Here is a 24,572-nt window from a genome sequence, read left to right as displayed (position 1 = left end):
TGCCTCCTATCCTAAAAATGACATTAATTTTTCTTTACTGTTTTTAGCATCTTGTGCATCTTTTTTTAACATATTTTTTAATGTTGGATCAGTACATTGTTCTGAGTAACATTCAAGTTTTTTCTCAATTGTACAATGAGCTCCTATTAAGTGACGAAGATTTTGTAATTCTAATTCATTTAGATTAGCCATAATAATCCCTCCTAACATTTTAAAATTCTCTATTAGTTTAAGCTTTTTTTTTTAATTTATTCATACAAAATTATGTAATTAATCTTATGTTTAAACAATATATTATATTAAACACTAATATAAAGGAGTAATTTAATTTGATCTTTTTATGTATTTTTTTAATACTATTAGGTGTGTGTGCTGTTGCCTTTGTACTATATCAATGCAATATTAAAATTACTGAATATAAAAGGCAAATTTTAACTTTAAATAATCAACTTTCAAAATATAAAGATACAACTTATAAAAAAAGTAACAATGATTCCAAAAAAAATTTAATAATAAATTTTAATAAGCCTGAATTTAAATATGGAATTACACTACCTTATACCTCAATTTTCATAGCTCCCTCTGAGGAATCTATTGCTATTAGTAAAATCAAAGAAAAATCACAAGTAAAAATTATTGATGAAGCTGAAATAAACAATGAAATTTGGTATTATTCATTGTTAAATACAGAATCAAAAATAAATTGTAATGGATGGATTAAAAAAAGCCAATTTTCAATGCTTATGGAAGATACTAATAATATTATTGGAGAATAAATATTTACTTTTTAAACTTAAAACCCCCACTTCATTCTAAAAATGAAATGGGGGTTAAAAATAAATTTTATGTTATTTAAGTTTCTCAGTATCTTCTCCTAATAATATTGTTTTTTCACTTGGAATAAATTCACCGGTATTATTATTTCTACCTTGTAAAAAATATCTTTCATCAGATTTTCCCATAGTTTCAATGGCTTTATCACAAAGCTCACCAATCTTTCCACCTTTACATCTATTTATAATTAAGCTAACCTTTGTATCATCAAAATCTGATAGCATATAATAGTCACCATTACTATCTCCTCCAGTGATTACAGGGCCTTTATTATGAGTTGGAACTAAAAATTTTTTAATAGTTTCTGTCTTACCTTTTCCTTGAGTTTGATAATACTCTGGATTTAGTTCAGCCTTTATTTTACCATCATCTGTTTTTAAAAGTTCCATAGCATATATATTTTTAGATGGTAATTCATATCCGTACTTAGGATTTGTTGCAAATTCCCTAACAACGTCAATGTAAGAAGCTGAGCATACATAAACATCAATACCATTTTTCATTAAAGTTTTATATAAATTTTGTTGTTCTTTAATAGTTCTTAATCCTGTATCAAATGTAACAGAAACAATTCCTGCTTTTCCTGGAATCTCTTCACTACTAGTCCACGTTTCAACACCTAACTTTTCATTTAACCAGTAATCATTAGACTTTTCAGTAAGTTTAGCAACCTCCTCAGAAGTCATTCCTTTAAACAAATAAGTTACCCATGGATAACTTACATCTGAACTAAATGATTCTCCAATTGCACTATAAAGATATCTAAGTTTTGCTTTAAAATCCTCATACTCTTTTTCTTTTTTTATTTCATCCAAGGATTTATTTCCTTTAAAACCTTTATAATTTTCATATAGATATGTATAATCACTAACAATATCCTCTGTAATTAAATCAATATTAACAGGCTTTCCCTCTTTATTATTGCATTTCTCAACAAAGTTATCCTTTGGAATATTAGTTTTCATAACAGTATCCAATTCTTCAGGCGTCATTTTAAATTCTAAATTCATCAACTGATAAGCAAGTAATGCTTCTTCAACATCATTCATTATTGTTGTATTATCCCAATCAAAAACAGCATAAGGCTTTTGATTTTCATCATAATTTTTACTATCCTTTCCATATTCCTTTATAACATTTACTAATGCCTTATAATTATCAGGGTCCCAGTTTAACTCTTCTAATCCATATTGAACTTTTCCATCAGCTTTTTCTTCTAATTTTGTCTTTGAAGCCGTTGAATCCTCCTTTACTGAACTACTTCCACAAGAAACTAAAGAAACTGTAATTAATGATGCTAAAACAATACTTAAACTTATTTTTTTATTATTCTTCATAATATCTCCCCCTTTAAAATTTTTTAATATCCTTACAAACCATAATTTAAATATAAAAATAATCCTGTATATTAATTTTATTAAAAACTTATAACTTATTGATGCTTTTATAAATCTAAACGTTTTCAATAACTTTATAGTTATTATATCAAACTTTTTATTTAATAAATACTCTTTTTTTGAATTTTTATGAATATATTTTATTTTTTATTAACATTTTTAAATATAGTTTTCTTTAAAAGAAAAAGTCTATATCAAAATTTAATAAAATTATCTTGATATAGACCTATATTTAATAGCTTATAAATTAACATCTATCTTTTGAAGAATGAAAATAATCCTTTTTTCTTCTTTTTAACTTTTTGTCCTTGGAATACTATCTTTTCATTATTTAATAAAGCAAGTCCATTAGCTTCAAATCTTCTACTTGCTCCTCTGCTTATACTATTTGCAACTTCACAAGCTTCCTTTAAGCTAGTATTTCTATTTCCATTACTATGAGCATCAGATCCAATAAAGCTATATAGATTATTTTCTAAGAATAGCTCTGCTGTTTTCTTTACTTCTTTTCCAAATAATCCAGTAAGACTTCCTCCATTTAACTGGAATAAGTATCCCTCATCAATAAACTGATTTATTTCCTCTGGATTATTTATGAAATCAACATATCTTTCTGGATGAGCAATCACTGGAGTTATTCCTTTTATTTTAAGTTCATATATTTCATCTATTGCTTTTTGAAAATATATTTTATCCATAGGGAATTCTATAAGCATATATCTTGATTCCCCTAAGGTTCCAATATCTCCAAGCTTAAAATCCTCTAATATGTAATTATTAAAGAATACTTCTTGTCCTGGATAAATTTCAATATTTAAATTATTTTCCTTAGCTAGCTTATTTAATTCTTTAACTTTATCTTTTACACTGTTATAGTTTTCTGTCCAATATCCCTTAAAGAAGTGAGGAGTTGCTATTATTTTCTTAGTTCCTGACTCTTCTGCTCTTTTTAACATTTCTAAGGACATTTCTAAACTTTTTGAACCGTCATCTATATTAGGTATTATATGTGAATGTATATCTATCATTGCTTTCCTCCTTAAAATAAATACCTAAAAGGAAATCTATCTTCCTCTATAGGGTTTAAATAATTTTTACTATAATATAAAACCCTTTACTAATCTACTCTTAACTTTCTATTTTTTACATGAATATTTTACCATAATACAAAACCAAATAATACATTCTACATACATATATTTCACAGGAAATATTATCTTCATAAAAAACAAATAGCTGTATCAAATTATATTCTAAGAAATTTATTTTTTAGAATATATTTAATACAGCTAAATTAATTTATAAACTCAATTTTTCTTTTTTAGTATTTAAAGATTCAATTTCTAAATTCATATTTTTGATTTCTTCATATAAGGATTTTATTTCTTCATTTCTATACTTTAATTCCTCTTCATAAAAAGAGTTTATCCTATAATTCAAAATCATTACCAAATTTAGAATAGACTCAGAAAAAGTTAATTCTTCACTTTCCTCTTTTTCTTCATCCTTTGCTAAATCACATTTTATTTCATTATATATCTCTTTTATCTTATAATTTGATATATCATATGATAAAGCACTTTCTATATTTTTAAAGGCCTTATTTTTCTCATCTATTATCATATATAATAATGCTAATAGAATTTTAACTTCTATTAATTCACTTCTTCCTTTATTAATTTCCTCTAAAACCTCTATTGCTTGTGAATAATTTTTATCTTCTATTAAGTTTAGTGAATATATATATTTTTCACTTATTAGTTTAAAATCATCACTTTCTATATCTTCTATAAATTCAGAAGCCTTATTATCTTCACATGAAACTTTCAAACTCTCATTCCAATATTTCTTAGCTCCATAAAAATCGCAATACATATATTTTATTATCCCTAAAAGATTTAAAATATCTATATTTATATTTCCAGAGCCATAAATTTTTTCTAAGAGCTTTTCTCCCTCTTTCAATTTTTTATTTAAGATTAAATCTAAAGCATTATTATAAGCACCTTCTAAAGCTTCTTTACTATTTTTCATAAGAAATGCTCCCAATATTAATTTACGAAATCAAATAAAAAGTCTGTAAGTTCTTCATCTAATTTCATAAGTGCCATTTTATCATTATCTACTATGGCATCCTTCATATCACTCATAATTTCTTGAAGCTTTTCTCTATCGGCACTTGGTAGCATAGGAATTTTTCTTTCTGCTAATCTAAAGTTAGGTTCTACTAATTTAAATAAATTGGCTGATTTCCAAGGTACAAGTTCATTATTATTTTCATTACTTGAAACTACCTCTTTAAGATCCTGAATCTCTTCTTTTGAAAGGCCTTTAGTAGACATTATTTTAGAAATTTCATCTCCAGTAGAAAGAATTTCTGCTGAAACATTTAAAATTCCATTTAAATCATAGGTAAAGGTAATATCTATTTTTTCTTTACCAGTATCAGCCTTTGGTATTCCTGATAATATAAATTCATCTATTAAGGTATTATCACTAACATATCTACTTTCACCTTCATAAACACTTACTAATACTTCTGTTTGATTATCCATGACTGTACAATATCTCTTTGTTACATTTGCAGGTAATTTTGAATCTCTATCAATTATAGGATCAAATATTCCTCCCTTTAATGCCACTCCTAAAGTATAGTTGCATGTATCAGTAACTATTATTGTACCTGAATCTCCAACTGGAATATCATTTTTAATAGCAGCTTGTACTGAAGCCCCTAAAGCCACAGCCTCATCTGGATTTACTCCCCTTGCTATTTTTCCTTTAAATCTTTTTTCAAGCATATTTCTTACATAAGGTATTCTACTAGAACCACCAACTAATAATACTGTATCTATCTCATTATCAGTAATATTTGCATCCTCTAAAGCCTCATTTACTATATCCTCAGTAGAATCTATTATCTCTTTAACATTAAACTCAAATTCTTCCCTAGTTAATACCATTTCTAAGTTTATTGGATTATTATCTTTGTCAGCACTAATATAAGGAAGTACTATTTCAGCCATCTTAGATGTGGATAATGTTTTTTTAGCTTCCTCTACCCCTTCTTTAAGTCTCGCCAAAATTCTACTATCTGAGGTATCTAATTTTACACCTGTTGATTTATTAAATTCATTTACCACATGGTCTATTAATTTATTATCAATATCTTTTCCACCTAAATAATTATTTCCTCTACTTACCTTTACATCTAAAACTCCATTAAACATTTCTAATATAGTTACGTCAAAGGTTCCCCCTCCAAAGTCATAAACTAGAATATTACCGTTTTTATCTAGGTTGTCTACTCCATAAGCCATGGCAGCCGCAGTAGGTTCATTTATTATTCTTTCTACTTTAAAACCAGCTATTTCCCCAGCATTTTTTGTAGCTTTTCTTTGTATATCATTAAAATTAGCAGGGACAGTTATTACAGCCTCTTCTACTTCTTCTCCTAAAAAATATTCAGCTACTTCTTTTAATTTTTTTAAAATTAGCGCTGAAATTTCTTCTGGTCTGTATTCTTTCCCTTGAATTTGTATAATATTTTCTGTTCCCATAACTCTCTTTACTTCAGCAACTGTTAATTCAGGCTTTAGTAAAATTTGATTTTTAGCTTTCTTTCCAACCTTTATTTCATCTCCTTCTATAGAAACCACTGATGGAATAGCATGTTCATCTCCTTCTTCAATATTTCTTATTATGCATGGCTTACCATCTTTTACATAAGCTATTTCTGAAGTTGTTGTCCCTAAATCAATTCCTATTATTCTTCCCATTCTATATCCTCCTTATTTTTAACTACTACTACTTGAGCTGTCCTCTCAACTTTTCCCTTGTATATGTATCCAAACTTTAAAACCTCGTTTATCTCATAATCTTTTCTTTCGTCATTCCAAATAGTACTAACACACTCATGTAAGCTTTCATCAAAAAAAGTTTCTTTCCCATCAATAAGAAGGATATCTACATTCACCATTGCCCTTTTTACTGTGTTTAATAGATTATTCATAGCCTCATTTAATACTTCATTGTTAGATTTTTGGCTAAAATCATAAATATATTTTATATTGTCCACTATACTTATTATGCTTTTAACTAATCTCTTTTCTCTTATTTCTAATTCTTTGTTTATTCTTTTACTTCTTAGCTCTTCTTCCTCACTCTTTTTACTTATATAGGTTGTAATCCATTCAAGGCTACTAGCTATTTTATAGACCTCTTCAATATATCCTTGATTCATATTTTCATTTTGTATGGCTATTTTTTTTATAAAATTTTTTATTTCTTTTAATCCTCTATCCTCTTCAAATAAATCTATATACTTTTTTTCTTCACAAATATCCTTTAAAGCCTCTTCATAATTCAAATTAGTACCCCCTTATTTTATTTATCTCTAAAACTATTTATTACTTTTCTAAATAAAATTTTTACGGGATTCCCCTCTCTCCTATTAGAATAAAATTCCTTAGGTACATTCTTTTCCTCTTTTATTTTCTGAACTTTGCTATATCTACCCAAGACCTTATCACTTAACTTTCTTGTTTCTAAGTACACATTCCTATAATCATTTTTTAACTTCCCAATTGATTTTACTAATTCATCATTTTCAAAGTTAAAGTTATTAAAAAAGTTTTGATTTATTCTTTCAAAATCCCTATTAAATTCAATATCATCCTTTAAAAATTTGCTTACAGCATTATAAAATACTATCTTTTTAAAATCTTCATTTATACTCTTATCCTCATAAAGCCTAGATAGTTCTAAAAAACTACGCCTTAAATCCATTATCTTTTCTAAGGTTTCCATATCTTTTTTTTCATCTATTAAAACTAAAGCTGTTGATGTAAGTCTAACTCCATTTTTAAAATGAAACTCTTTTAAAATTCTATCTAATAAATTTAATATTGAACTTTTTACTTCTTCATAATTATCCTTTAAAATGATTCCGCTTAAAGCTTCACACCCCTTATTAAAATCATCTTTGCAATCTAATCTATCTGATAAATCTAAAAACTTAAGGTATAACTTATACTTCTTTGAATTTATATTTTTATTTTCTAAGCCATCCTTTAAAACCTTAATAGCCTTTGTATAATCCCTTAATTCGCTTTCATTGTAAATTTCAAATAACTTTAAGTAAAAATCTACTTCTACATTTTTTAAATTCAAGCTCTTTTTAAGGACACTCTCTAAATTTTTAAGATCATAATTATCTCCATAGGCATTTATTAAAAGCTTATAGTATTCTATATTGTTAGGTTCTCTTATAACTAATTCTTTTAATATCTTAGAACTTTTTTTATAATTTCTACCTCTCATTAAACATACAGCTAAGTCCTTTTTAACCTTTGAATTATCAGGGTATTTTTTAAGAACTTTTTCAAAATTCAAAGCTGCTAAATCATATTTTTCACTTTTAGCTAAATCAATACCTTCATTAAGTATATTTTTTATTTCAATATCAAAAGTCTCTAAAATATATGCATCCCTTTTAGACTTGTCTATTAAGGTTTCATAGGCATCCCTTATAACTCTATATTCCTTTGGAAACTTTTCTGGTGGATATTTTTTAGTCATATTAAAATAGGCATTTTTAACTTCATTATCAGAGGCATCTATCTGAATATTTAATTCTTTAAAATAATCTATCATATAATCCTCCTAAAATTAATTAACGATATATCTCTATACCATAACTTTATTTCAGTAAAACTAATAATATTCATTGGTAAGCCTATTTTATTTATAAAACTTAGAATACTCTAGATTAGAACTATTTTTTTACCCATAATTATATTTATTTTAATTTGACATAAATTACTTATATTAATAAAATGTTAATGAATTATTTGATAAAAATAACTAATAATTCAAATATTATATTAAGAAGCTTTCGGAGGTTTATATGACGCATAGACCTATGCTCAATAAGATAAAACTTTTTTTTATAGTTCAAATTATATTAAGTTTTTTAGTTTTGGCAGGAACATTAATTTCTATATTGGTAATACCATCACACTTACCAGACTACTTTATATGGGCCATAGCCTTTTCATTTTGGGTTTTTCAATGTGGCTTTAGTACAATCTTTGCATTTAGATATAGAATTTCTAAAAGTTCTCTAAGCACCATAAAATTAAGCTTTATATTAATTGGAAGCATACAAATTTTAATAACCTTAGCAACAAACTTGTTTGGTATATTTGACCTTCCAATTTTTAATACACTAATAATAAAAAACTTTCAATTTTTAATATTATCATTGATATTTATTGTAATGATTTATAAACTTATAAAAGATATGCTTAAGTATAGGGTTTTAAAGGATTATATTATTCGTGATTCATTTTTTACCTTTATACCTTTTGCTTTTATTATTTATAAAAATTCTAAATACTTTATATCCTCAATATATTTCTTAGATGATTCAGTATATAGTTTGGCTCTATTAAATATAAACAGCTTAAGGATTTTTTTAGAAGGATTTCTTATTATATTGATCTTTGTAAAAACTATTTATTTAAGAGGAAATAAAAAGAGTAGTTTTCTATTATTAATCTACTTTTATGTTTCAAATCTTAACTGCTATATAGTCTCATATTTTAATAGTAAGTTGCTTTTTTCTCATTACTTATATCAAGGTATTGGAATCTACTTTATATGTCCAATATTATTAATGCTTTCTATATATCATTCAATTACAGAACAAGAAAAAGCTCCAGATCAAGTGCTATTTGATGATTCCTATATGAATATAAATAACTCATGGATAAGTATTACTATTGGAATTTTCCCAGTATCCTTTTCGGCTATAGATATAATTTCATCTTCTATAGCAAGTGGTGATTTTAACGGCATAGAAAGCTTAGTAATTATACTTCTTGTTATGATTTTACTAGTATGTAGAGATGTTATATTAAGAAAAGATAATCTAAGATTAATTGCAAGTGTTAAGAGGGCTAATGAAATAGACTTTTTAACTAATATGTATAGTAGAAATTATTTTTTAAAGAAACTTGAAACCATAAATACTGATTATGCACTTTTCTTTATAGATATAAAGAGCTTTAAGGACATTAATAATATTTTTGGACATGTTGTTGGTGATAAGGTATTAGTAGAAGTTGCAAATAAATTTAAAGAACTTAAACTACTTCTAGGTAAAAATGTTTTCTACTGTAGATATAGCGGAAATGAATTTGCCTTAATCTCTAAATTAGATCAAGTTGATCTTATATTAAAATTTTTTAGAGACCTTGAAAATATAAAAATTCAACATAACTCTGATTTAATACATATAAACTTTAATATTGGATATTCATTAAATGATTCAAATATTAACTTAGACTTACTAATTCAAGAAACAGATTATGCTCTAATGAGAGCTAAGAAGCTTAAAGGTCCTAATAACTCTATACTTATGTATGATGATAATTTAAAAACTGATTTAGAACATATGAATATATTAAAAAAGGATTTTAAAAATGATCTTTTAACAGGTAAGTTTCATTTAGTCTTCCAACCTAAAGTTTGCGTAAAAACATTAAAAATAGTTGGTTTTGAAACTCTACTTCGTTGGAAACATGATAAACTAGGTGAAATTTCTCCTTCTAAGTTTGTACCTATAGCTGAAAACTTAGGTGAAATTTCTTCCCTTGACTTATATGTTTTTAAAAAGTCCTGTGAATTTCAAAGATGCTTAATAGATAAAGGAATAAAATTAAAGTGCAGTGTAAATTTATCCTTAAACACTTTAAAATCCTATGAAAAAATCAATGAAATTCTAAATATTTATAAAGAATATAAAATTCCAAAACATTTAATAACAGCAGAAATATTAGAAAATGTATCACTAAATAATAATGCTAAAACAATCTCTTATATTAATCTTCTTAGAGAAAATGGAATTTGTATATCCATAGATGACTTTGGTACAGGCTATTCTTCTCTTAGCCAAATATCTAATCTGTATTTTGATGAATTAAAGATTCCAAGAGAGTTTGTAATAGATGCAAGAACCCCTAGTAAATTAGCTGTTATTGAAGCAATATCTATATTAGCCAAAAAATTAAAGGTAACCTCTGTTATTGAAGGGGTAGAAAATTATGAAGACTTTAAATTATTTAGTAGTTTAGGATTTGATATTGTTCAAGGATATTATTTCTCTAAACCCTTAACTAAATCTGAAATAATAGATTATATAAAAGTTAATATTAATAACAAAATAAGCTAGTAACTAAGTAAGTTTTCACATTTAAATAAGAAGAAAAAGAGGCCGTATCAAAATATAATAAAACTTATTTTGATACACGCCCTTTTTCTTTATTTATATACATATCTTTCATATTTTCCAATGATTTTTATAAGTAAAAAAATTAAATGCATAATTCCTAAAATTAAATTTCATACTAAAATAGCCACTATTTAGAAATTTTCCTAACTTTAATACATCTTGAAATCTCAATTAAATATGGTAAAATTAACAAGAAACTGAAATTATTGTAGTTAATACTATTACTACTATGATATTTTCTTTAATTACAATTATAGAGTGCCACAAGACATTCTTTATATTTTCAAAAATTATAATCATTTAAGCTATATGATTAAATCTTAAATAACTTAGGAGAAATTATATGAATACTACTAAAATAGCTTTATTTGATGTAGATAAAACATTGATACATGGTGATTCCATGTTTTATTTACTTAAATACACAATAAAGAAAAAACCTTATTTATCCTTTCATTTACCTATATTATTTATAAAATTATTAGGATATAAGGCTAAAATAATAACTACTACCAAAGCAAAAGAATCTATGTTTTATACCTTAAATTATCTCTGTGAAGGTGATTTAAGTGACTTTTTTAATACAATGATAAAACCTAAGATTTATAAAGATGCTTTGACTAAAATTAAAGATTTAAAAAGTAAAGGATATTATATATTATTGATTTCAGCATCTCCAGAATGTTACTTAAAATATTTTGAGGATGAAGATTTTATAGATGGTGTAATAGGAACTAAATTCGAATTTATAAATGGCAGATTTATAAACAAAATAAGTGGACTAAATTGTAAGGGTGAAGAAAAGGTCTCAAGAATAAATACATTTTTACAAGAACATGATTTGATAATTGATAAAGAAAATTCCGTTGCTTATTCTGACTCTTTATCAGATGCGCCAATGTTTAGTTTAGTTAAGAATGCATATCTTATTAATAGCAAAAGTTCAAATCATGAATATGAAATATTAAAATGGAAGTAGGTAAGAATTTTGAAGAATAAAAATTTAAATAAAGGGATAATTTTAATATTTTTCTCCGCACTCTGTACTTCTTTCGGACAATTATTTTGGAAAATAGGGGTTGATTCTAATCTCTTTCTATTAATTATAGGTTTTGTCCTATATGGCATAGGAGCTCTTAGTATGATATTAGCCTTAAAATTTGGAGATCTTTCAATAATACACCCTTTAATGTGCACAAGTTATATATTTGCATTAATTAATGGTAGCTTATTTCTAAAAGAACATATATCATTAGTTCAATTATTAGGAATTATAGTTATTATTACTGGAGTTATTTTTATAGCAAGAGGTAAATCTTATGAATAATATATACTTAGTTTTTCCCATAATGACATTCTTCGGTGCATTAGGTGGTTTCTTTTTTAAAAAAGGTGCAGAAAATGTAGATAACTTCTTATCTCTTATATTTAATTTCAAAATTTACATAGGTGGTTTTTTCTATGTAACAGCTGCTATTTTAAATATATTTGTACTTAAATATCTACCTTATAGCATTGTACTACCTCTTACTGCCATGACTTACATATGGACTATGATCTTAGCCAAAATAGCTTTAGGTGAAAAAATAACTAGTAATAAGATTATAGGTACAATATTAATAATTTTAGGTTCTCTACTAATAGCTATATAATAACCTATTTAGAAATTTTCTATAAAAATAAACTTCTTTATCAACCCTTTATTTTTATAGATAATTTCTTTATTTTTTGGTTTTATAAATAATTTATGAGACTAATGAAATTTATAATAAAATATATGGATTGGAGACTTTTTGATGAAAAAAAATGTAGCGCTCAGTAGTTTTTTAAACATATCATTGAAATTTTTATTTCTTTTGATATTAGTAGAAAGCATTGTTCATAGAAATTTATACTATAAATTTTCAATTACTTCATTAGTGCTTTCTATTATAGCAATAAGCTTAGTAATATTTGTGTATTTTTATTTAAAGAAAAATTATAGCAAAAAACTATTATTTATTATTCTTTTATCCGTAGGACTAATATTTAGAGTCTTATGGTTTCTAAATTTAGATAGTATTCCTGTAGGTGATTTTAACAGGATGTTTATATGTGCAGGTGAATTTCTAACTGGAAGTAACTATATGTTTAGAGGAACAAGTTACTTTGCAAGATTTCCACATATGACAGCAACAGTACTTTATTTTGCCATAATAAGAAATTTTTTTAGTAACCCCTTAATAGCTATCCGAATTATAAACATATTACTTTCAATGTTTAACATAATTTTGCTTTATATGATTTCTAAAGAAATTTTTAAAGATGAAAAGAAAAGTTTTTGGGTTTTATTAATAAGTGCCCTGTATCCACCTATGATATTATATAACAATGTTTATTGTTCAGAAAACTTAGCTATGCCACTTTTATTGCTAAGTGTACTTATGTTCTTTAAATCAATAAACAATAAACAAAATTTATTATACTTATGTCTATCTGGAATCTTTTTAAGCTTATCTCATTTATTTAGACCTAATGGATATGTTTTTATAATAGCTTACATAATGTATTTATTTCTTTATTTCAAAGAAAACATTACTGTTAAGCTTAAAAATATTCTAGTAGTATTAGTATCATTTATAGTTCCTTTTGTTTTATTTAGTACACTGCTTATTAAATTAAATATAACTGAATATCCTCTTTGGCATGGTACAGAACCACCAAGTATTTCTATGCTAAAAGGAACAAATATAACTTCTGGTGGAAAGTGGAATGAAGAGGACTTTAAAGTTTTTCATGACTGTGATGAAAACTATGAAAAGGCTGATAAAAAGGCTAAAGAAATAATAAAAGACAGATTAATAAATACTCCTAAATTAGATCTTGCTAAATTCTATGTTTCAAAATTTTCAAACTTCTGGAATAATGGAAGTTTTGCTGGTGATTACTGGTCTGAAGCTGGATTAGATGAAGCTTATAATAAGGAAGATTACCTAAAAATGCTAGGAAAAGAAAATGGAAATATGACTATAAGAATCAGTGAAGAAGGAGTATTCTATATTCAAAGTTTCTACATTATACTTCTTGCATTATCATATGTTGGATTATATAAAAATAAGTCAAAAAGAAAGAACTTAATTGATCTTCTTTATATACTTTTTGGTGGTATGTCACTACAGTTATTACTCATAGAAGCTCAAGACAGATATTCATATCCTTTATCATGGATATTTATAATTCTTGCCATGACTGCTTTTAATCCAAAAGAAAATGAGGAGGCGTTAGATTATGATTAAATACATAATCAAACTACTTAGACCAAATCAATGGATAAAGAATCTATTTATATTTGGCCCAATAATTTTTTCAAATAAATTTTTAAATATTGATATTCTAAAAAATAATATACTTACCTTTATAGCATTTTGCTTTATATCTTCCACAGTCTACATAATGAACGATATTGTAGATGTAGAAAATGATAGAAAGCACCCAAACAAATGTAAAAGACCTATAGCTAGCGGGAAAGTTAGTATTCCAGCAGCAATATTAATTGGCATAATTCTTTGCCTAACCTCTTTAGCTATAGCCTTTAGCTTAAAATTTTCTATATTATTTATAATAATTGTTTATTTAATAAATAATATATTTTACTCATTTAAAATTAAAAATTTAGTTATTATAGATGTCTTCTCAATAGCATTAGGATTTATTTTTAGAGTATTAGCTGGTAGTTTTGCTACTGGTGTCCTTGCATCAGATTGGATAATTTTATGTACATTATTTTTATCTTTATTTTTAGGTTTTGGTAAAAGAAGAAATGAAGTTATTTTTTTAGGTGAAAATGCAAGTACTCATAGAAAAAATTTATCAAAATATAATTTGGAATTTTTAGATAAAGTAATTAATATATCACTAACTTGTACAATAGTCTTTTATTCTATATATTGTATTTTAGGTACATCAATAAGATTTTTTATTTTTACAGACATATTGGTAATCTGGGGAACAATAAGATACTATTATTTAATGTATTCCAGTAGTGAAGGAGAAAGCCCTACTGATTTAGTTCTTAAAGATAAACAATTAATCTATTTAATATTAATATGGGGAATTTTTTGTATAATCTTACTTAACTTAAATAATTATAATTTTTATTATTAATATGAGTATTTAAAAACTATAGGAAGATTTGTTTTACACAAATCTTCCTAAAAAATTTAATTTTTTCTTTCCTTTATTGCTTTTTCTAAATCTTCATTGCTAAATACCATACGCACTTCAATTCTTCTATCTTTCTTGGTTTCTTCTATATTATATTCATCATATCCCCTATCTCTTTCCTCTTTAGAAGCATAGTTTTCAAACTCAGACATCCCTGAAGCTTTAAACTTTTCTCCATGTAAATTTTCAAGTTCACTATCCTCTGGCATCATTTCATTTAAAAAGCTTATTGCTCTTTCAGTGGATAGCTCTCTTCCATGAATTGTGCTTCCTGCAAAATCTGTATGCCCTACAATCTCTATATAATCTATTTTTTCTTTTATATCCTCATTAGATAGTAACTTAAAAAATATATCTCCAAGTTCAGAGGCTAATTTCTTTCCATCTTCCTTTAAAACTGAACTATCACTATCAAAAAAAGTTTCTGTTTTTATATCAATTTTTCCTTCTTCTCTGTTAAAATTCATTACCTCTTCATTAACTGCATATTGATTTAATTCTCCTTGAATTTTATCATATACAGTTTCTCTTTCTACAGCTATATTATCTACAAAAATACTTGAAATTCCTATTGAAGTAAGTAAGATAAAGAAAAAAACTAATGTAACAGTAGTCATTATGTCAACAAAGGAAGGCCAATAAGAAGGTACTTCTTGTTCTGTCTTATACTTTCTTCTCCTAACCTTCATTTTTAACACCTACCAATCTCTTTACTATCTTTTTTCCACCCTGAATCTGCCTTTCCAATTTCTCTATTCCTATTAGTACTTCTACTTAACTCCTCAGTTGCTAGGCTAATATCTCTTAGAGGAACATTTAATTTATCAACTATATTTGATGAAAGTTCTTGAGTTTCTCTTTGAAGAGCATAGTATATACCATTTGCAACTTCATTTTTCATATTTGAAACATTGCTTGAAAATTTATTTATTCCTCTTTCAAATTCTCTATATCCATCATTTAATTTTGAAATTTGATTTGAAATAATTTTATTATTTCTGCTTTGCTCATCTTTTATAATATTAAAGACATCATTAAAGGTATTATATCCTCTTCTCACCTCATTACTTTGAACCTCTAATCTCATACAAAGCTTATTTATTTCTCTCTTATTATCATTTATAGCCTTTGATAGTTCATTTACACTCTCCTCAAGTCTAGTAGATTTATTAAGGAATTTATTATTTGTTGAATTTACAGAATTACAAAACTCTGCACTTACCCTACTAAACTTTTCTAAATCTTCCCCAAAGCTTTTTATAGGTGTTTTTATTCCCATAACTGAAACTCTAAAGTATGATACAATATTCTCTAAATCACTTATATGTTTATTCATTCCATTAAAGGTACTTGTCATATCTACGGTGTTTTTATTTATGCCTTCAACTAAATTATTTATTCCCTTGTTAAATAATTCATCTAACTTTATTGAAAAACTTCCTAAAGCTTTATTCATAAAATCAGTAAGTACATCTTTATCTGATTTTATATAAATAGAAAATAATATGTTATCTAAATAGTCTTCAAAAACATCATAAAAATCCTCTTTAGCTCTCTTTAAATTAATGTTTAGACAATTTAAGATGATAGAACCTATTACCCCTACAATACTTGTCCAAAAGGCACTAGACATACTTCCTAGAGGCATATTCATACTTCTTGAGAAATCAGCCATGCTCTGTGTTCCAGAGGATAATATACCTGTTGTTGTCATAATAGCCACAGTAAGCCCTAAAAATGTACCTATAAGACCTAAAGCTATTGAAATAGATGGCAGTATATTTGCAATATTTTCTTCTTTTAATATTCTCTTTTCTATATTCTTTTGAATTATTACCTCTGTATTAATATTATATGTTCCTTTAATAGCACTCTTTCTAAAATCATCTGCCATTGCCTTTAACTCTGAATTAAGAAATTTAAGTTCCTTTTGATCTTCATTATTTGAAACATTAATCCACTCACTCTCATTAAAAGCATTTAAAAGATTCTCATACTTTTTCTTAACCCTCATATTGTAGATAAATCCTAGGCATATAACTATTAAAATTAATGTAACACCAATATACCCTAAAATATTTTGAGTTAAAAAAGATTTTAATATGTTACTTATTGTACTCATTATAAAAAATTCTCCTCCCCTATTAATTAATCTTTATATGAAATATATGATTACAAATAGGTTTTTATAATGAATTTCCATAATAAATAAAATAAAAAAGCCTTATGAATACTCAAGTTACCCTTGATTTCATAAGACTTAATTTTAAATATTTCTTAAACTATAAACTATCTATATAAAGAATAAAGGCTGAAGAAATTATTCTCCAACCAAATCCAAAATAAATACTAACACGCTATAAGTATTTACTATATGTAGACAGTATCATATTCTGGTTAAAAATTCAATAAAATCTACATATTTTTCTCTATTCTTTAAAAATTTTTATCATTTTATTGAATAAACTGGCTGTAACACCATAAAAAATCATAAAAATCTGCCTATTTCTCTTGTCTTAACTTTAGAAATTAAATAAATTTATATTTCATTAAAGCTCTGTTTCCATAAATCTAATTCTTCTAAATGCTCATCAATTAAAGAATCTTTTATGTACTTAACTCGCTTTCCCTCTGCACTTCTATATTTAGTTTCACATATCTTTACTAAAAACTGCATTATTCCATCATAACATTTCATAACGTTTCCTATTCTATAGCTACGCTTCTCTATATTGCAATCCCCATATATTAGCCTGCTGCTTTGTATCATAGGTATGAAATCTCTAAACCGTTCCTCTATTGCTTCCCCTAAATTAGTTGCAGAACATATTAATTTATAAATTCTTATTAATTTAAGTTTATCATCCTGTGCACATTGTGATATCTTTTTCATTTCATCTCTTGCAGATTGTATTTCCATAGTTTCTTCATCTAAATTTTTATTTATTTTGTTTATCTTAAAGACCTTAATAAAAGGATTCTTTATATTTTTTATAATAGACTTTTCATCATAATCTATCAGTAGCAGTTCTTTAATAGGTCGTATATTATAATCATTTATTATATATTCACTACTGACTTCTTCTCCTAAAGTAGCTTTTATACTTTGTCTTTCTAAAATACTCATATTCTTAGCATATTTAGGTACTAGTGTTTCTAATATATATATTTTTTCTTCGTTTATTTTGTTAACTAAATGCTTTATGTCCCTATTTTCATTCTTTAACTCTTCATTATATTTTTCTTTTTCACCATAAAATAATTTCTGAAGTTCTAAAGCCCTATTATATGCCTCGTCAAAACCTTTGGTAAACATTTCTCCTCCTGAATAAAAAATTAAAACTAATATACGTCCCTATATTTATTATATATCACAAAAGAGAAAGTTCTAAGTACTTATAACAATTTAAATATAATAAATATTTAATTTTCTTGACTTTAATTATATATTAACGTATAGTTAAAGAGTAGTAGATACAATTTAATGACGCGGGATGGAGCAGCTGGTAGCTCGTCGGGCTCATAACCCGAAGGTCGTAGGTTCAAGTCCTGCTCCCGCAACCATAAAAGGTTCTGTAAAACAGAACCTTTTTTTATTTTTATTATAATATATGTTTAAAAAAGCTATATCAAAACAAATTATTAAAATAAAGTTTTGATATAGCTTATTTTTTAAATCTAACTATATTTTATTTTTCTAATCTTTTTAAATCTCTTCTAATATCTTTTTTTAATTCCTTGTATTGTTTTTTGTACTCTATAGCCTCTTTCTTTAACTCTCTTATCCATTTTTCAGCTATTTGTTCTTCATGAGTTTTAAAATGCTCATATTTCTTGTATTCTTTTAAAGCCTCTTTTATTTTTTTATCTAATTCTTTAGAATCAATTAAATCTTCGCATTCCTTACCAGTTAGATCCTCATACTCTCTATAAACTTCATATAAAGCTTTCATAGCTTCTCTTTTAACTTTTTCACCTTTTAAATTATTTAATAATTTTTTTAATATATTTTTATGTTCTGCTAACTCTTCATCCTCACCATCTTCAGCTAAAGCAAGTAACATCTCTAATTTCTTTTTAGTATAATCTAATGTAGTATCCTCTAAGGCATCTTCTATTCCATATTGTTTAAGAAATTTTCTAAATTCTTTCATATCTGCTGCATCATTAAATGGTATAAATTCTTCTACTTCAATATCTATTATTTCTTTACTCATTTGTATTACCTCCTAAGATAAATACAAATACTATAGTTTCAATGTAGACTTTCTCTACACTCAAGCCTTAGTATTTATATAATTATTTATTAATTATAATAATACTAAGACTGTTTCTTTTAAAGGATTATAATCACTAGTTATTAATCTCTCTATTTTAATCATTAAAAATCTTACTTTTTTTATATTTTCAATCCATACCTTTAAAAATAATTTAATAATAAATAAGCTTTCTTAAATTATTTTTAAGTTCTACACATTTGCCTTTACATTTAAATCTACACTTTTAGATTTATTATTAAAAACAACTTTCAATAAAATAGGGGTTACTATAGTTGTAACCACAACCACTATTACTACTGGTGCTAAAAATTCTGGCAGCATAAGTCCCATTGCAATTCCTTTATTTGCAACTATAAGTGCCACCTCACCCCTTGATATCATTCCTGTTCCTATTTGAATAGCTTCCCTATTACTATACTTACATAGTTTAGCTCCTAAGGCACATCCTAAAACCTTGCTTAATATAGCTACTATAAGTAATAATATTGCAAATATGAAAATAGTTTTTGTCATAGCTGTTAATTGAACTTTTATACCTATACTAGCAAAAAATATAGGAGATAATAGCATATATGACAAGGTTTCAAATCTTGAGTTTAAATATTTACTTCTATTTGAATCAGATATTACTAGACCTGCTATAAAAGCTCCTGTTATATCTGCAACCCCAAAGAATTCCTCAGCACAAAAAGATAATAATAAACAAAATACAAAGGCTATTATTACAAATCTTCTTAAATCTCTCTGATATCTTTCATCTAATTTTATAAATGCCCAGTGGAATAGATATCCTGCAAATCCAGCAAAAATAAAGAACATAACTATTTTAGCTAAAACTATTATTACATTAATTGATGGATCTGCTAAGCTAGTTGTTATGGTTAAGGCTATTATTCCTAAAATATCATCAATAATAGCAGCTCCTAGTATTGCATTTCCTGCCCTTGTGTTTAATTTTCCCATTTCCTTTAAAGTTTCTACAGTAATACTAACTGAAGTGGCTGTTAATATAATTCCTATAAATACATTTTGCAATATTGTATTAACATCATTTCCCTTATTAAATATACTTGCAATAAAAAATCCTCCTGCAAGAGGAATTATTACTCCAAGTACAGCTATTATAAATGATGCTTTGCCAGTTTTCTTTAATTGATTAATATCAGTTTCTAAGCCAGCTGTAAACATAAGTACTATAACACCTAATTCTGCAAGCTTTTGAATAAATTCTGTCTCAGATAAAACATTTAAAACAGCAGGTCCCAAAATAACCCCAGCTACCAAAGCCCCAACAACCTGTGGCATTCTAACCTTTTTAGTTATTAATCCAAATAGTTTAGTACTAATAAGAATAAGTGCTAAATCAAATAAAAACTCATAAGATAGCATTACAAATCCTCCTACTCAAAATATACATTAATTTACATTATAGTTTTATTTTGTAATTTTTTCAATCCTATTTATAAGTAAATTCTTTAATATATTGATTTTATATAAGTATTAATACACCCCAAATTATTTATATTATTAATAGGAAAAATTTTACTTTACTTATTCCAATAATCAAAAATATGAAATTTACTCTTTAACAATAAAATTAATATAGTACAATTAATAAGTAACCTTTTATGCTAAAATTAAAATTGCTGCTAAATTCTAATAAAGGGGGAATAAACAGTTATGAAAATTTTAGTTGTAGATGATGAAGTAAGTATTTTACAACTCATAAAAATGAACTTAGAAATAGAAGGTCATGTTCCTATAACGGCTGAGAATGCTTTAGATGCATTAGAATTAGTAATAAAAGAAAAGCCAGATATAATAATTTTAGATGCTATGTTACCTGATATAAGTGGATTTAATTTAATCCCTAAAATAAAAAATATTGATGATATACCTATAATAATGCTAACTGCAAAAAGTGATATAAATGATAAGCTTTTAGGGTTACAATTAGGTGCTGATGATTATATAACAAAACCATTTAATAGCACTGAACTAATTTTAAGAATAAATATAGTTGGCAAACATATTTCAAGTGATTCAAAGAAAAAAGTAAAGGATTTAACCGTTGGAGATTTAACCTTACTATTAGATGAAAGAAAGGCTCTTATTAAATCTGAATATATAAACTTAACCTTTAAAGAATTTGAAGTACTAAGATGCCTTTGCCAAAATAAAAATAAAGTTTTTTCAAGGGAAGAGCTTCTAAATAAAGTTTGGGGATATGATTTTGAAGGAACAACTAGGGCTGTGGATATTCTAATTCAAAGACTTAGAAAAAAATTAGGTCCCTGTCAAAATTACATAAAAACCTTATATAAGGCTGGTTATAAACTAGATGAAAAATAATAAAATACAAATAAATTTAAACTTAAAACAAAAAATTATTTTAACTAATTTATTAATATTAGCTCCTATAATAATTTTTATCTTCATAATAACTTATAACGCTTTAAGTAAAAATTTAATAAATAACTCTATTGAATATTTACTTGATAAAAGTAGAACAACAGAATCATATATACTTAATCTACTTTCATCAAATGATTCTGGAGATAAAGAAGATATTATTAGAGATAATGCTCCATTTATAGCTTCAACACTTAGTGAAAAATATAATGTGAGAATACAAATAATTAGTAATTCAGCCCAAATAATATATGATTCTTCCTCAGATGAAGTCTCATTATTTGGTTCAGATATAAATGAATCCTTAGATGGGCAGACTGCTTACATAGTAGAAAAAATAGATAACGTACCTACTCTCTTCCTTTCTAGTCCAATATTTTATAAAGGAAAGGAATATGGTGCAATTAGGCTTATATTAATAAATACAGAAGCCTATGAGATTTTAAGAAATACCTTAACCATATTTATTATAAGTGGTTTAATAGCCATAGTAATTGCCATCTTTTTAATAAATACTTTTGCTAAAGAACTAGTTAGTCCTTTAATGATTTTAAAGCAAAAGTCTAAAAATATTTCTGAAGGAAAATTCAAAGAGGAATTGCATATAACAAGTGGAGATGAGGTTGAAGACTTGGCAAACACCTTTAACATAATGAGTGAAAACCTTGATAAATATATAAATGAAATAAAGTCAGCTAAGCTTCACCAAAAAAAGTTTTTTGATAATGTATCCCATGAATTCAAAACCCCACTTACTGCCATAATTGGCTTCTCTGAAATAATTCCTAAGTTAAATGATAAGGAAAAAATAGTTCAAAGTTCAGCTCTTATAGAGAAAGAAGGGAAAAGACTTTTAAATTTAGTAGAAGAAATACTTCTTTTAGCTAAAAGTAATAAGAATACCTTTGAAATTGAATACACCTATATAGATGTTAAATCCTTAATAGAAGATTGTCTAAAAATATTAAAAATAAAACTTGATAATTATGATATTAAGGTTTATAGAAATTATGAATCCTTTTTCATATATGGAGACCATGATAAAACAAAACAAGTCTTCATAAATATAATAGATAACGCCATAAAATACAGTGGTTGTGAAACTCTTAGTATATCAACAAAGAGATCTCCAAATAAAATGGAGGTCATTATAGAAGATGATGGTACAGGTTTTATAATTAAAGATGAGTATGTTAATCCTAAAGGAAATGGACTTGGAATAAAAATATGTAAAGATATAATGCAAAGTCAAAACTATGGTTTCAACATAGAAAGCGAATTAGATGTTGGTACCAAGGTTACACTCTCCTTCTCTATTGGTAAAAATAATGAGATTAAGGAGGAGGATTTTAATGAGTAAAAATTTTAAAAACACACTTGCTATTTACTTATTTTTCATAGTAATAATACTTGCTACCTATATCTATTATTCTAGTAATATATATGACTCATTAACAGTTGTTAAAAGTTCACAAGAGAATAAGGGAGATTTAAATATTAAAATACCTGATAAAATAATACTTTCAAACCCTTATTTAGGAACTACAGTAATATCAAATAAATCTGAACTTAATGAATTGCTTCAGTATTTTAATAAAATATGCCTTACTAACTCAACTAAAGAAAATGCTTTACCTTTAGAAAACACCTTATTTATATCTGGTGAAATTCATTATTTAAATGGAGATAAAACTCCCTTTGAAATATCAAACATATTAAAATTAGACGGTGAAAGTTATTCTAATAACTCCTCTTTAATAAATATGCTTAGAAATAATCTAAAGGATGCATTTTATACTGTTAACAACCTTGAATCCATATTATCAAGTCCTGATAATCTAATAACCTATAAAGAGGATGGAACTATGAAAAATCTATCAAAGGATTCTAAATCTCTTTTATTAGAGGACTTTAAGTCCTTAAGACTTATGAATGATAATAAGGATTTTTTAAAAACTGATTTAAGTGAAATACCTAAACATCATTTAACTTTATATAGATATGCTAAAGAAGGAGATATCTCCATTAATACTTTTTATATAGATGTTTATAAGGACTACGTGATCATACAATATCTAGGTGATGAAAATGGTAAAAATATTTATTTAAAGGGGAATTTAAATGAAGAAATTTTTAAATAAAAAAATCACCATAATATTAACTATTATAATTCTACTATTAATAGCCAAATTACATATTATAAAAAAAGAAAAGGCTTTAAGTACATCTAACATGAACCATATAGTTGTTTATGGCTCTCTTAGAGAGGAAGAGGGTAAATATCTTCTTGAAAAATTTAAAAATAAATATGATTGTACTTATGAATATATAAAGCTTCCAACGGAAGAAGCTGTGCAAAGAATATTAGACACCAGGGATAATCCTCAAGGAGATATCTTTATTGGGGGAAGCTGTGATGGATATGAAATTTTGAAAAAGTATGATGCCTTAGAAGAATATAACTCTCCCTGGGCTAATAATATTCCTGCAAAATACAAGGATTTAAGAGGATATTGGACTGGTTTTCAAATAACTCCACTATCAATAGGAATAAATAAATCTCTATGGCAAACACATTTTGGAGGTTCTGTTCCCTACCCTAAGAAAATTGAGGACTTATTAAACCCAGAATTTAAGGATAAAATAATACTTCCTAATCCTCAAACCTCTGGTACAGGATATACCTTAATGGCATCACTTTACCAGGAGCTAGGGAAAGAAAAGTTTGAAACATTTATAGCTAAGCTTAATGACAATGTATCCTCTTCAACCATAAGTGGATTTAACTCAATTCAAAGGGTTGCCTCTGGCGAATATCTTATAACGGTTAACTTTCTAAGTGACCAATTAATAGCTAATAGATCTTCAGACAATATAATTAGCATAGTCCCTGAAAATGCTGGTTGGAATGTAGACTCTATAGCTTTAATCAAAAATTCTAAACATGAAAAAATAGCTAAAAGCTTTATAGACTTTGTATTATCAAAGGAAACCTCAAGTGACTTATCAAAGTTCTCTAAGGCTATTTCTACTAAGAACTTTGACACAAATCAATTTAAAATATATGATAAATATAATTTCTATCTCGCTGCTGAAGATAGGGAAAAAATAATGCAAATACTCTATAAAAATAAAGAGTAATTTAAATAA

The 24,572-nt window shown here is 25.9% G+C and carries 23 protein-coding genes and 1 tRNA gene; 12 read left to right on the top strand and 12 right to left on the bottom strand.

The annotated features are described in order from the left end of the window. Positions 1-6: 6 nt before the first annotated feature. The gene (locus CPF_RS01255) at positions 7-192 is read right to left on the bottom strand and encodes a hypothetical protein (protein WP_003458368.1); all 186 of its coding nucleotides are present in this window, start codon (positions 190-192) and stop codon (positions 7-9) included. A gap of 137 nt (positions 193-329) precedes the next feature. Here CPF_RS01255 and CPF_RS01250 point away from each other — a divergent pair, with 137 nt between their 5' ends. Beyond that, positions 330-776, top strand: a complete 447-nt coding sequence (locus CPF_RS01250) for a hypothetical protein (protein WP_041702525.1) — start codon at positions 330-332, stop codon at positions 774-776. 72 nt (positions 777-848) lie between these two features. On the opposite strand, the gene CPF_RS01245 is transcribed toward CPF_RS01250, so the two are convergent. The 6 genes from CPF_RS01245 to CPF_RS01220 all read right to left on the bottom strand — a co-directional run bounded on the left by CPF_RS01245 (position 849) and on the right by CPF_RS01220 (position 7,886). Further along, positions 849-2,171, bottom strand: a complete 1,323-nt coding sequence (locus tag CPF_RS01245; RefSeq protein ID WP_011590111.1) for a phosphoserine phosphatase — start codon at positions 2,169-2,171, stop codon at positions 849-851. 314 nt (positions 2,172-2,485) lie between these two features. After that, positions 2,486-3,259, bottom strand: coding sequence for a tyrosine-protein phosphatase (locus CPF_RS01240; protein WP_003458363.1), 774 nt, complete (start codon positions 3,257-3,259; stop codon positions 2,486-2,488). A 271-nt stretch (positions 3,260-3,530) separates the two neighbouring features. After that, positions 3,531-4,265: a tetratricopeptide repeat protein gene (locus CPF_RS01235; RefSeq protein WP_003458339.1), complete on the bottom strand. Its 735-nt coding sequence runs from the start codon at positions 4,263-4,265 to the stop codon at positions 3,531-3,533. A gap of 17 nt (positions 4,266-4,282) precedes the next feature. After that, a complete protein-coding gene (locus CPF_RS01230; RefSeq protein ID WP_003458288.1) occupies positions 4,283-6,010 on the bottom strand; it encodes an Hsp70 family protein in 1,728 nt (575 codons plus the stop codon). Further along, positions 5,998-6,600 carry a nucleotide exchange factor GrpE gene (gene grpE, locus CPF_RS01225; protein ID WP_003458364.1) on the bottom strand — a complete coding sequence of 201 codons (603 nt, stop codon included), beginning with the start codon at positions 6,598-6,600 and terminating at the stop codon, positions 5,998-6,000. The genes CPF_RS01230 and grpE overlap by 13 nt, the downstream gene beginning before the upstream one ends. Before the next feature lie 17 nt (positions 6,601-6,617). Further along, positions 6,618-7,886, bottom strand: a complete 1,269-nt coding sequence (locus CPF_RS01220) for a tetratricopeptide repeat protein (protein WP_003458361.1) — start codon at positions 7,884-7,886, stop codon at positions 6,618-6,620. Positions 7,887-8,139: 253 nt separating this feature from the next. Here CPF_RS01220 and CPF_RS01215 point away from each other — a divergent pair, with 253 nt between their 5' ends. From CPF_RS01215 to CPF_RS01190, 6 genes are all read left to right on the top strand, one after another. Next, a complete protein-coding gene (locus CPF_RS01215; protein WP_011590110.1) occupies positions 8,140-10,467 on the top strand; it encodes a putative bifunctional diguanylate cyclase/phosphodiesterase in 2,328 nt (775 codons plus the stop codon). Positions 10,468-10,870: 403 nt separating this feature from the next. Then, positions 10,871-11,506 carry an HAD family hydrolase gene (locus CPF_RS01210; RefSeq protein ID WP_003458365.1) on the top strand — a complete coding sequence of 212 codons (636 nt, stop codon included), beginning with the start codon at positions 10,871-10,873 and terminating at the stop codon, positions 11,504-11,506. A 9-nt stretch (positions 11,507-11,515) separates the two neighbouring features. Further along, on the top strand, positions 11,516-11,854 hold the full coding sequence (locus CPF_RS01205; protein ID WP_003479574.1) for an EamA family transporter: 339 nt from the start codon (positions 11,516-11,518) through the stop codon (positions 11,852-11,854). Next, complete coding sequence (locus CPF_RS01200) at positions 11,847-12,179, top strand: EamA family transporter (RefSeq protein WP_003458293.1); 333 nt, start codon at positions 11,847-11,849, stop codon at positions 12,177-12,179. Before CPF_RS01205 ends, CPF_RS01200 begins: the two co-directional genes overlap by 8 nt. A gap of 432 nt (positions 12,180-12,611) precedes the next feature. After that, positions 12,612-13,802 carry a glycosyltransferase family 39 protein gene (locus CPF_RS01195; protein ID WP_041702522.1) on the top strand — a complete coding sequence of 397 codons (1,191 nt, stop codon included), beginning with the start codon at positions 12,612-12,614 and terminating at the stop codon, positions 13,800-13,802. Next, positions 13,795-14,670 (top strand): decaprenyl-phosphate phosphoribosyltransferase, encoded by an 876-nt coding sequence (locus CPF_RS01190; protein WP_011590108.1) that lies wholly within the window; start codon positions 13,795-13,797, stop codon positions 14,668-14,670. The genes CPF_RS01195 and CPF_RS01190 overlap by 8 nt, the downstream gene beginning before the upstream one ends. 56 nt (positions 14,671-14,726) lie before the next feature. Here CPF_RS01190 and CPF_RS01185 read toward each other — a convergent pair whose 3' ends face one another. The 3 genes from CPF_RS01185 to CPF_RS01175 all read right to left on the bottom strand — a co-directional run bounded on the left by CPF_RS01185 (position 14,727) and on the right by CPF_RS01175 (position 18,046). After that, on the bottom strand, positions 14,727-15,419 hold the full coding sequence (locus CPF_RS01185) for an OmpA/MotB family protein (RefSeq protein WP_003458366.1): 693 nt from the start codon (positions 15,417-15,419) through the stop codon (positions 14,727-14,729). Positions 15,420-15,421: 2 nt separating this feature from the next. Then, positions 15,422-16,852, bottom strand: a complete 1,431-nt coding sequence (locus CPF_RS01180) for a hypothetical protein (protein ID WP_011590107.1) — start codon at positions 16,850-16,852, stop codon at positions 15,422-15,424. Between the two features lie 417 nt (positions 16,853-17,269). Continuing rightward, a complete protein-coding gene (locus CPF_RS01175; protein WP_003458253.1) occupies positions 17,270-18,046 on the bottom strand; it encodes a hypothetical protein in 777 nt (258 codons plus the stop codon). Positions 18,047-18,218: 172 nt separating this feature from the next. Between CPF_RS01175 and CPF_RS01170 the strand changes: the two genes are divergently transcribed. After that, positions 18,219-18,294, top strand: a tRNA-Met gene (locus CPF_RS01170). Between the two features lie 125 nt (positions 18,295-18,419). Here the strand turns inward: CPF_RS01170 and CPF_RS01165 are convergent. After that, a complete protein-coding gene (locus tag CPF_RS01165) occupies positions 18,420-18,947 on the bottom strand; it encodes a hypothetical protein (protein ID WP_003458267.1) in 528 nt (175 codons plus the stop codon). 252 nt (positions 18,948-19,199) lie between these two features. Beyond that, complete coding sequence (locus CPF_RS01160) at positions 19,200-20,399, bottom strand: cation:proton antiporter (protein WP_003458362.1); 1,200 nt, start codon at positions 20,397-20,399, stop codon at positions 19,200-19,202. 291 nt (positions 20,400-20,690) lie between these two features. Here CPF_RS01160 and CPF_RS01155 point away from each other — a divergent pair, with 291 nt between their 5' ends. Genes CPF_RS01155 through CPF_RS01140 form a run of 4 tightly spaced genes read left to right on the top strand, consistent with a single transcriptional unit; the run spans position 20,691 to position 24,563 of the window. Then, positions 20,691-21,362, top strand: coding sequence for a response regulator transcription factor (locus tag CPF_RS01155; protein WP_003458350.1), 672 nt, complete (start codon positions 20,691-20,693; stop codon positions 21,360-21,362). Then, on the top strand, positions 21,352-22,782 hold the full coding sequence (locus CPF_RS01150; RefSeq protein ID WP_003458297.1) for a HAMP domain-containing sensor histidine kinase: 1,431 nt from the start codon (positions 21,352-21,354) through the stop codon (positions 22,780-22,782). Before CPF_RS01155 ends, CPF_RS01150 begins: the two co-directional genes overlap by 11 nt. Continuing rightward, positions 22,775-23,563, top strand: a complete 789-nt coding sequence (locus CPF_RS01145) for a DUF3919 family protein (RefSeq protein ID WP_003458381.1) — start codon at positions 22,775-22,777, stop codon at positions 23,561-23,563. The genes CPF_RS01150 and CPF_RS01145 overlap by 8 nt, the downstream gene beginning before the upstream one ends. Then, positions 23,544-24,563, top strand: a complete 1,020-nt coding sequence (locus CPF_RS01140) for an ABC transporter substrate-binding protein (RefSeq protein ID WP_011590106.1) — start codon at positions 23,544-23,546, stop codon at positions 24,561-24,563. Before CPF_RS01145 ends, CPF_RS01140 begins: the two co-directional genes overlap by 20 nt. The last annotated feature ends 9 nt before the right edge of the window (positions 24,564-24,572 follow it).

This window comes from Clostridium perfringens ATCC 13124, assembly GCF_000013285.1.
GTDB classification, from domain to species: Bacteria; Bacillota; Clostridia; order Clostridiales; family Clostridiaceae; genus Sarcina; species Sarcina perfringens.
Note: the sequence above shows the minus strand (reverse complement) of the source record. Positions and strands in the feature narration are given on the sequence as shown.

Coding starts and splice junctions, on each gene's coding strand:
- CPF_RS01255 (WP_003458368.1), bottom strand. CDS start 192: ATGGCTAATCTAAATGAATTAGAATTACAAAATCTTCGTCACTTAATA.
- CPF_RS01245 (WP_011590111.1), bottom strand. CDS start 2,171: ATGAAGAATAATAAAAAAATAAGTTTAAGTATTGTTTTAGCATCATTA.
- CPF_RS01240 (WP_003458363.1), bottom strand. CDS start 3,259: ATGATAGATATACATTCACATATAATACCTAATATAGATGACGGTTCA.
- CPF_RS01235 (WP_003458339.1), bottom strand. CDS start 4,265: ATGAAAAATAGTAAAGAAGCTTTAGAAGGTGCTTATAATAATGCTTTA.
- CPF_RS01230 (WP_003458288.1), bottom strand. CDS start 6,010: ATGGGAAGAATAATAGGAATTGATTTAGGGACAACAACTTCAGAAATA.
- CPF_RS01220 (WP_003458361.1), bottom strand. CDS start 7,886: ATGATAGATTATTTTAAAGAATTAAATATTCAGATAGATGCCTCTGAT.
- CPF_RS01215 (WP_011590110.1), top strand. CDS start 8,140: ATGACGCATAGACCTATGCTCAATAAGATAAAACTTTTTTTTATAGTT.
- CPF_RS01210 (WP_003458365.1), top strand. CDS start 10,871: ATGAATACTACTAAAATAGCTTTATTTGATGTAGATAAAACATTGATA.
- CPF_RS01200 (WP_003458293.1), top strand. CDS start 11,847: ATGAATAATATATACTTAGTTTTTCCCATAATGACATTCTTCGGTGCA.
- CPF_RS01195 (WP_041702522.1), top strand. CDS start 12,612: ATGTTTATATGTGCAGGTGAATTTCTAACTGGAAGTAACTATATGTTT.
- CPF_RS01190 (WP_011590108.1), top strand. CDS start 13,795: ATGATTAAATACATAATCAAACTACTTAGACCAAATCAATGGATAAAG.
- CPF_RS01185 (WP_003458366.1), bottom strand. CDS start 15,419: ATGAAGGTTAGGAGAAGAAAGTATAAGACAGAACAAGAAGTACCTTCT.
- CPF_RS01180 (WP_011590107.1), bottom strand. CDS start 16,852: ATGAGTACAATAAGTAACATATTAAAATCTTTTTTAACTCAAAATATT.
- CPF_RS01175 (WP_003458253.1), bottom strand. CDS start 18,046: ATGTTTACCAAAGGTTTTGACGAGGCATATAATAGGGCTTTAGAACTT.
- CPF_RS01165 (WP_003458267.1), bottom strand. CDS start 18,947: ATGAGTAAAGAAATAATAGATATTGAAGTAGAAGAATTTATACCATTT.
- CPF_RS01160 (WP_003458362.1), bottom strand. CDS start 20,399: ATGCTATCTTATGAGTTTTTATTTGATTTAGCACTTATTCTTATTAGT.
- CPF_RS01155 (WP_003458350.1), top strand. CDS start 20,691: ATGAAAATTTTAGTTGTAGATGATGAAGTAAGTATTTTACAACTCATA.
- CPF_RS01150 (WP_003458297.1), top strand. CDS start 21,352: ATGAAAAATAATAAAATACAAATAAATTTAAACTTAAAACAAAAAATT.
- CPF_RS01145 (WP_003458381.1), top strand. CDS start 22,775: ATGAGTAAAAATTTTAAAAACACACTTGCTATTTACTTATTTTTCATA.
- CPF_RS01140 (WP_011590106.1), top strand. CDS start 23,544: ATGAAGAAATTTTTAAATAAAAAAATCACCATAATATTAACTATTATA.